10 protein-coding genes are annotated in these 7,922 nt (G+C 61.2%); 3 read left to right on the top strand and 7 right to left on the bottom strand.

Annotated elements, in window-relative coordinates:
• Positions 1-310 (top strand): 5-formyltetrahydrofolate cyclo-ligase (locus EN935_RS13790; protein ID WP_127373380.1); only part of this gene is annotated, 310 nt, incomplete at its 5' end.
• On the opposite strand, the gene EN935_RS13785 is transcribed toward EN935_RS13790, so the two are convergent.
• Positions 307-780, bottom strand: a complete 474-nt coding sequence (locus EN935_RS13785) for an Lrp/AsnC family transcriptional regulator (RefSeq protein ID WP_010909317.1) — start codon at positions 778-780, stop codon at positions 307-309. The genes EN935_RS13790 and EN935_RS13785 overlap by 4 nt on opposite strands.
• A 156-nt stretch (positions 781-936) precedes the next feature.
• On the opposite strand from EN935_RS13785, the gene ald reads away from it, so the two are divergent.
• Positions 937-2,052, top strand: coding sequence for an alanine dehydrogenase (gene ald, locus EN935_RS13780; protein ID WP_127263509.1), 1,116 nt, complete (start codon positions 937-939; stop codon positions 2,050-2,052).
• A 221-nt stretch (positions 2,053-2,273) separates the two neighbouring features.
• Positions 2,274-3,548 (top strand): outer membrane beta-barrel protein, encoded by a 1,275-nt coding sequence (locus tag EN935_RS13775; protein ID WP_164771120.1) that lies wholly within the window; start codon positions 2,274-2,276, stop codon positions 3,546-3,548.
• A 235-nt stretch (positions 3,549-3,783) separates the two neighbouring features.
• On the opposite strand, the gene EN935_RS13770 is transcribed toward EN935_RS13775, so the two are convergent.
• The 6 genes from EN935_RS13770 to EN935_RS13745 form a co-directional block, all read right to left on the bottom strand.
• A complete protein-coding gene (locus tag EN935_RS13770) occupies positions 3,784-4,251 on the bottom strand; it encodes a DUF1203 domain-containing protein (protein ID WP_109672311.1) in 468 nt (155 codons plus the stop codon).
• Between the two features lie 189 nt (positions 4,252-4,440).
• The gene (locus EN935_RS13765; protein WP_126069187.1) at positions 4,441-4,998 is read right to left on the bottom strand and encodes an OmpA family protein; all 558 of its coding nucleotides are present in this window, start codon (positions 4,996-4,998) and stop codon (positions 4,441-4,443) included.
• A 117-nt stretch (positions 4,999-5,115) separates the two neighbouring features.
• On the bottom strand, positions 5,116-5,679 hold the full coding sequence (locus tag EN935_RS13760) for a GNAT family N-acetyltransferase (RefSeq protein WP_109672357.1): 564 nt from the start codon (positions 5,677-5,679) through the stop codon (positions 5,116-5,118).
• A gap of 5 nt (positions 5,680-5,684) precedes the next feature.
• Positions 5,685-6,536 (bottom strand): 3-mercaptopyruvate sulfurtransferase, encoded by an 852-nt coding sequence (sseA, locus tag EN935_RS13755; protein ID WP_127373379.1) that lies wholly within the window; start codon positions 6,534-6,536, stop codon positions 5,685-5,687.
• 35 nt (positions 6,537-6,571) lie between these two features.
• Entirely contained in the window at positions 6,572-7,315 is a 744-nt protein-coding gene (locus EN935_RS13750; RefSeq protein WP_127266059.1) for an alanyl-tRNA editing protein, read from the bottom strand.
• Positions 7,315-7,922 (bottom strand): pyridoxal-phosphate dependent enzyme (locus EN935_RS13745; protein WP_127373378.1); only part of this gene is annotated, 608 nt, incomplete at its 5' end. The genes EN935_RS13750 and EN935_RS13745, both read right to left, overlap by 1 nt.

The following is a 7,922-nucleotide window of genomic DNA, read 5'->3' as shown; positions in this document are numbered from 1 at the left end:
CGGGGAAAAAGGGCAACCGCGGATCTTCCGTACCTACAAATCCGGAGATCGGCTGGAAAAAGGCATCTGGAACATCCCGATCCCCGCCGAGGGCGATCCGGTGCTGCCCGACATCGTCATCTCGCCGATCGTCGGCATCGATCCGTCAAACTATCGCCTGGGCTATGGTGGCGGCTTCTTCGACCGCACACTGGCCGCCATGCCATTCAAGCCGCTGGTCATCGGCGTCGGCTATGAGCTGCAGCGCATCGCCACCATCTATCCGCAACCGCACGATATCCCGATGGATCGGATCGTAACGGTGACCTAGGCCATTTCCGGCTTCATGCCCATGGCGGTCCGGTCGACGATTTCGCGCAAGGCAAAGGACGAATTGATCTTGGTCACATGCGGCATCGCCGACAGCCATTCCTTGTGGATGCGCTCATAGTCGACGAGATCCTTTGCCGCGATGCGCAGGATGTAGTCGTATTCGCCCGACATCAGATGGCACGACAGCACGTTCGGGCAGCGCTTGATCGCCGCCTCGAAATCCGACAGCGTCTTCTCGAACTGTCCCGACAGCGATATGTGCACGATCGCCGTCATCTGGTGGCCAAGTGCTGCATTGGAAAGCCGGGCGTGGTAGCCGCGGATGGTTCCGGATTTCTCCAGATTGTCGAGCCGGCGCGAACAGGCCGACTGCGACAGGCCAACCTTCTCGGCAAGTGCTGCATTGGGTATCCTGCCATCCTTCTGCAGAGTCTCGAGAATGGCGATATCAATCCTGTCGAGCGGCATTTTTCGTGAATCCTGCGAATATCCTGCTATTTTGCGCAACAATTATCGAAACGCGCCCATCCGCGCAAGCGCATTCGCAAACACCTGCACACCGATTCGTGGTTCACTCCATCCATACAGGGAACGAGCCCAAAAGGGCCGGATCAGGAGAAGAAAATGCGCGTCGGCTGCCCCAAGGAAATCAAGAACCACGAATATCGCGTCGGCCTCACCCCCGGCTCGGTCCGCGAATATGTCGCCCACGGCCACGAAGTGCTGGTCGAGACCGGCGCCGGGGCCGGCATCGGCGCCGATGACAACGCCTACCGCGCCGCCGGCGCCACGATTGCCAAGACGGCCGCCGACGTGTTCGCCAAGTCGGACATGATCGTCAAGGTCAAGGAGCCGCAGCCCAACGAATGGGCGCAGCTGCGCGAAGGCCAGATCCTGTACACCTATCTTCATCTTGCCCCGGATCCGGAACAGACCAAGGGCCTGCTTGCGTCCGGCGTGACGGCAATCGCCTACGAGACCGTGACCGACGATCGTGGCGGCCTGCCGCTGCTGGCGCCGATGTCGGAAGTCGCCGGACGTCTGTCGATCCAGGCCGGAGCCACGGCGCTGCAGAAGGCCAATGGCGGCCGCGGCGTGCTGCTCGGCGGCGTGCCCGGCGTGCTGCCCGGCAAGGTCACCGTGCTCGGCGGCGGCGTTGTCGGCCTGCACGCTGCCAGGATGGCGGTCGGGCTTGGAGCCGATGTCACCATCATCGATCGTTCGATCCCGAGATTGCGCCAGCTCGACGACCTCTTCACCGGTCGCGTCCATACCCGCTACTCGACTGTCGAAGCGCTGGAAGAAGAGTGCTTTTCGGCCGACATCATCGTCGGCGCGGTGCTGATCCCGGGCGCCGCGGCGCCCAAGCTGGTTTCGCGCGAAATGCTCTCGGGCATGAAGAAGGGCTCGGTGCTGGTCGACGTCGCCATCGACCAGGGCGGCTGCTTCGAGACCTCGCATGCCACCACTCACGCCGATCCGACCTACGAGGTCGACGGCGTCATCCACTATTGCGTCGCCAACATGCCGGGCGCGGTGCCGGTCACGTCAGCCCATGCGCTCAACAACGCGACGCTTCACTACGGCCTGCAGCTTGCCGACAAGGGCCTGAAGGCGCTGGTCGACGACCATCATTTGCGCAACGGCCTCAATGTCCACAAGGGCAAGATCACCAACCGGGCGGTCGCCGAAGCACTCGGCTACGAACTGGTCGAGCCGAAAGCTGTTCTCGCGGCCTGAAATCTCACCTAGGAAAACTTTCTCCTGTCAGCCCGCCGGTTTACGCCGGCGGGTTTTTCTTCGAGAAATCAAGGATATCGGCGCCTGTTTTTCAGGCAATTCGGAATCAAAAACATGTGCCGTTACGGCACTTTGCCTAACATTGTTGCATTTTTGCCATACCTAAATTAGCCGACTCCTTGCTAGGAAGATTCCGGGCTTATTAATTAGGGGTTTGGGCTATGTTCATTCGCGTTTCTGCGAAGTCTTTTCTTTTTTCCGCTGTGTCACTCGTAGCTTTGATGTCTGCCGCTCACGCGGCCGACGTCGTGCAGCCAGTCGAAGCGAGCGGCTTCAACTGGAGCGGAGCCTACGTCGGCATTGGCGGCGGCTTTGGCGCCAGTGTGCATAAGTTCAGCGTGCCGGGCCTGGGCTTCAATGGCCTTGGTGGAAATGGCGTGTTTGGTGAATTGACCGCAGGCTACGACTACATGGTTTCGGAGCGTTTCCTGCTCGGCGGTTTCATCGACGCGAATTTGAGCAACATCGGTCCCTCGTTGAGCATTGCAGGTGGCGATGTCGATCTGACAAACTCCTATGGCTTCGATGTTGGCCTGCGCGCCGGCTACCTGCTCAATCAGAATACGCTGGGCTATGTGCTTGGTGGCTATACCTGGCAGCATTTCAAGCTTGATGGGTCGGGCGCAGCGGACGGCTTGGAATTTTCGCAGGACCGCAGTGGCTATGTTCTCGGCGTTGGCATGGAAACCGCGCTGCGTGGCAACTGGACGCTGAAGACCGAATATCGCTATGCAGACTACGGCGACAAGTCGGTCCTCAATCTTGGCGGCGCCCCTCTGAACGTCGAGCCGTCCACCCACACCTTCCATATTGCTGCCAACTATCGCTTCGGCGCGCAGAATGGTGGCGGCACTTCTTTTGCTACCCCAGCCTACAACTGGAGCGGGTTCTATGTTGGAGGTGCGCTCGGTGCCGGCACGATGGTGCATGACCTGACGCTCCTAGGTGCCGTTGAGTTGGACGGCATCGGCGGCGAAGGCGTGTTCGGCGAGGCCAGCGTCGGTTATGATCATGATTTCGGCAGCTGGGTCGCAGGCGTTCAGTTGGACGCCCGTTATTCTGGCATCCAGTCCAAGCTCGATCTCGGCGGTGGCTCAATCAAGGGCGACGCCGACTATGGCTTCGATGCCCTCGCTCGAATTGGTGCCAAGGTCAACGAATCAACCCTGGCCTATGTGCTCGGCGGTTACAGCTGGCAGCATTTTGATCTGCATGCAGAAGCACCGGGTGGCGGCAGCGCCGACATCTACGACTGGGGCTCCAGCGGCTTCTCGATCGGTGGCGGCCTGGAAACAGCCGTTTCCAGCAATATGACCGTCGGTCTCGAGTACCGCTATTCGCAGTATCAGAAGGAAGACTTCGGCTCGGGTGGTTTCCTCGAAGACACCCCGTCCTTCCAGACCGTGCGTCTCGGCGCGAGGTACAAGTTCAACTAAAAGGCCCTCCAGCCAAACAGTTGCAGCCCGGCGGCCTCGCCGGCGGGTTTTTTCTTTGCGCGGACAATCCTTGCGAAAAACGCGGGCAACAAAAAAGCGGAGCCAAAGCCCCGCTTCCTCGATATCGAGATTTGCCGCCGGTTCATCCGCGGTCGGCAAATCGATCGACAATCGCTTTCTATCGCGATTGTGCGACGGGAGTACGACAGCGTCTCCCGTCGGCAATCCCGGCGCCTCATGCGCGCTCGATGCGGCACTGGTAGCAATTGTTGCGCGCCGAGCGGACATGGACGTAGGCGATATCGTCCCGTTCCAACAAGGTGGCGGCCCGCGCGGTGATGTCTCCGGTTGGGATGACACCGCCACTGCCATAGACGATACGATCATCGCTGCCATAGCCGCGCACGATATAGTTGGGGCTTTCGAGAATCTCGGGAAGTGCTTCGCTCCCGGCGGCACGGTCGCATTCCTCGGCATGCAGGAAGATCGGCCCGGTCTCGGCATAGGGCTGAAGCTCCGGGAATGGCCGGTAGGCCAGAATGAGGTAAGCGTCACCGGCGGCGATGTTTCTCAGGCAGTGCCGGCAAGGCATGCCGTCACCGTCGGAAATTCTGCGCTCGGGCGTCTGGCCATAAGCGTCGGAGCCGCCGCGCTGCAGAGCTCTGACATCTTCGGTCGGCAAGGCCTTGAACTGGATTGTCATGGTGAAATCTCCGGTGTCGTTGACCGGAAATTATGCCCTCAGATCCACGCTTCCCACCCGATTCCCGCCAAATGTCGAAGGACCGATCGACTTTCTGCGATCGCTCCCGGACCAGATCTGTTCACATCAGTTGTCCCTTCAATCCGGCATGATTAGCCAGCTAAACAATGCATGTCGTCCTTCATGAGATCAGCGTATGAAATCGTCGAAGCGGCGCAACGTCACCCGGCGATTCTGCCAATTCTCATTCTGCGTCTGCACCAGCAGGAACTCCTCACCGTAACCAACGGTTTCCAGTGCATAGCCGGGCACACCGAATTCGCGCACCAGCGTGCGTTTGAGCGAAGCGGCGCGCTGTTCGGACAGGGCCTGGTTCGACTGGAAAGAACCGACGGCGTCGGTATGGCCCTCGATCAGCACGCGGGCGCCGGGATCGCGGCGCAGGATGCGCCGCAGCGCATCGGCGATGTTTTCTATCTTGTCGTATTGCGAGTTGGAAATGGCCGCCGAACCGAAGGCGAAGTTGATCGACTGGATATCGATCGAGCGGGCCATGCGGCGCAAATCCGGGCGCCGCTTGAATTCGCGGATGGTGACGCGCTCGTTTGGCCGCAACTTCACGCGGGGTGCTGCCTCAAGCTTCCGCTCAATCGTCGCGGCCGAAGGCGTGGTCGCCTGGGCGGCGGCAAGGCTCGGCATGGCAATGGCTGCGATCAGCGCGGCGGCAAGTGTACGGCGGGTCAGCATGTCTTTGTCTCCTTCGGCCTTGGCCGCATTGATGGTGCGGGCAACATGCCAAAGGCAGCCTGAAGCGCCGATGAACGGCGAGTTCAGATTCCAGCTGATGTCAGATTCCGGCTGGTGTCACGGCCGCATGACGCTGGCCGAGCGTTCGGCGAACGGCAGCGGATGCACGGTCTCCTTCTTTTGCGCCACCGGTGCAAAACCAAGCTTCTGGTAGAGTGGCAAAGCCGCGGGATGATCGAGCGTGCAGGTCTGCACCGTCACCCGCTTCGGTCCGTACGACCATGCGGCGGCGATGGCAGAGCCCAGGAACCAGCGGCCGATGCCTTGCCCGGTCGCATGTTCCATCATGCCGAAATAGGCGAGTTCGACTTCTTCCGGCAGATGCGGCTTGAGATCGAAGAAGCCGGCCGGTGCGCCGTCGAGGTAGAGCACCCTGATGTCGCGGTCTTCGCGGTGGATGCCGGCGGAAAGCTCGTCATCATCCAGCCGCAGCACATTGACCCAGTGCCATTTGCGCCCCACCCGGTCCATCAGATACCGATAGAAATGCAGCGGAATATCCTTGGTCTTCAGCAGCGCGACCTGACGGTTGTAAGGCACAGGCGGCGAATAGGCCGGCGGCACATGCATCTCGAGGAACGTCACCGTGACTTCGATGTCTTCCAGCACGCCGTTTTCCATCGTCTTCATTCCTTGCCAGTCACGACAGGCGTGTCGGAAAGCCCACCCCACTCCGTCCATGAGCCGTCGTAAAGCCTGTTGTCGGTATGGCCAAGCGTTTCCAGCGCCAGCGTCACCACCGCGGCTGTAATGCCGGAACCACATGAGGTGACGACGGGTTTCGACAGATCGATGCCGGCGTCCTCGATCACCTTGCGCAGGCGGTCCTTCGACAACAGCTCGCCATTTTCCGACAGCGCCGAATAGGGCAGATTGCGCGCGCCAGGCATATGGCCGGAGCGGATACCCGCGCGCGGTTCAGGCTCGGTGCCGGTAAAGCGGCCCGGCCCACGGGCATCGGCGATCTGGCTCGCCCTGGTGTCGACGATCCTGCGCATGTCAGCGAGGCTGGCAACGCGCCCGGCGTCGAAATCGGCATGAAACACGCTTGGCGCGATCTTAGTCGGTTCGGTCGTTACCGGCCTGCCGGCGGCTTTCCAGCCATCGAAGCCGCCGTCCAGAATATAGGTCTGGAACACGCCCATCACCCGGAACATCCACCATGCCCGAGGCGCAGAGAAGAAACCCGGACCGTCATAGACGACGATAGTGTCATCGGCCGACACGCCCATGGCGCCCACATACTGGGCGAAATGCTGCGGCGACGGCAACGTATGCGGCAGCGACGAATCGGGATCTGAAACTGCATCCTGATCCAGGAACCGGGCGCCCGGAATGTGCGCCGCCTCGTATTCGCCGCGCGCATCGCGCTTTTGCGCCGGGAGATACCAGGACGCGTCGACGACCACCAAGCCTGGCTCACTGAGGCGCTCCTGCAGCCAATCCGCATCAACGGTGAAAGGGCTATCTTCGGCCATTCTGGTTCCCTCTGTCCTCGGCAAAGCGTTGTGTATCAGGCCGCCGGCATCGGACCGAAGCGGATGCGGAAGCGCCTGTTTTCGCGACCCTTCTTCTCGATCTTGCCGATGTGGATTTCGCCGACTTCGCCGGTGCTTTTGACATGGGTGCCGCCGCAGGGCTGGCTGTCCACCGAAGCGTTGTCGCCGATGCAGACCAGGCGGATCTTGCCGGTGCCGACAGGTGGCCGCACATTCTTGGATTTGACCAGGCCGGGGTTCACGGCCAGTTCCTCGTCGCTGATCAGCCTGACAAAGATCAGGTGATCGGCCCGCACCAGCTCCATCAGCCCTGCGGTGACGTCCTCCTTGGTGAAGCCGGCATCGGGAGCATCGAAATCGACACGGCTGTCGTCTTCTGAAACCGAAGCACCCGTGATCGGGAATGGGCAGACGACGGTGAGCAGATGGCAGGCAGCATGCATGCGCATCAAGAGATGCCGCCGCTCCCAGTCGATCGCCAGCCTCACCTTCTCGCCGACCTGCGGAACCGCTTGCTCCGGCGCCGGCACATGGATGATCTCGTCCTTTGTCTCGCCCGTAATGGTGGCGGCGATGGCGATGCGGCCGCCGTCGCCGCGCTCGACATAGCCGGTGTCGCCCGGCTGACCACCTGACGTGGCGTAGAAGATCGTCCGGTCGAGAATGATGCCGCCGCGATCGTTGACGGCAACAACCGTCGCATCCGCCGTGCGCAGATAGGCGTCGTCACGAAACAGGGCATCCGTCCTGTACGCCATCAGGCGACTTTCTCGAACGGCACCGAGATCGTGCTCTTCAGCTCCATCCAACCCGGCACCGGCAGCTGCTTCTCGCGCAGGAATTCCGGGTTGAACAGCTTCGACTGATAGCGTGAGCCGTAGTCGCAGAGAATGGTCACAATGGTGTGGCCGGGACCTAATTCCCTGGCCAGACGGATCGCGCCGGCAATGTTGATGCCGGTCGAACCGCCGACGCAAAGGCCCTCTTCCTGGATCAGGTCGAAGACGATCGGCAGCGCCTCCTCATCGGGGATCTGGAATGAAAAATCCGGCGTGAACCCTTCGAGATTGGCGGTGATGCGCCCCTGCCCGATGCCTTCGGTGATCGAGCTGCCTTCGGACTTCAGCTCGCCGCTGGTATAGAAGGAGTAGAGCGCAGCCCCTAGCGGATCGGCGAGCGCGATCTTCACATCCTTGCTTTTCGCCTTTAGCCCGAAGGCGACGCCGGCCAGCGTTCCGCCCGAACCGACCGCCGAGACAAAGCCATCGACCTTGCCGCCTGTCTGGTTCCAGATTTCTTCCGCCGTGGTGCGAATATGGCCGTCACGGTTGGCGACATTGTCGAACTGATTGGCCCAGATGGCGC

The organism is Mesorhizobium sp. M7D.F.Ca.US.004.03.1.1, from assembly GCF_003998635.1.
Lineage (GTDB): Bacteria > Pseudomonadota > Alphaproteobacteria > Rhizobiales > Rhizobiaceae > Mesorhizobium > Mesorhizobium loti.
This window is presented reverse-complemented; position numbering and strand designations above follow the sequence as displayed.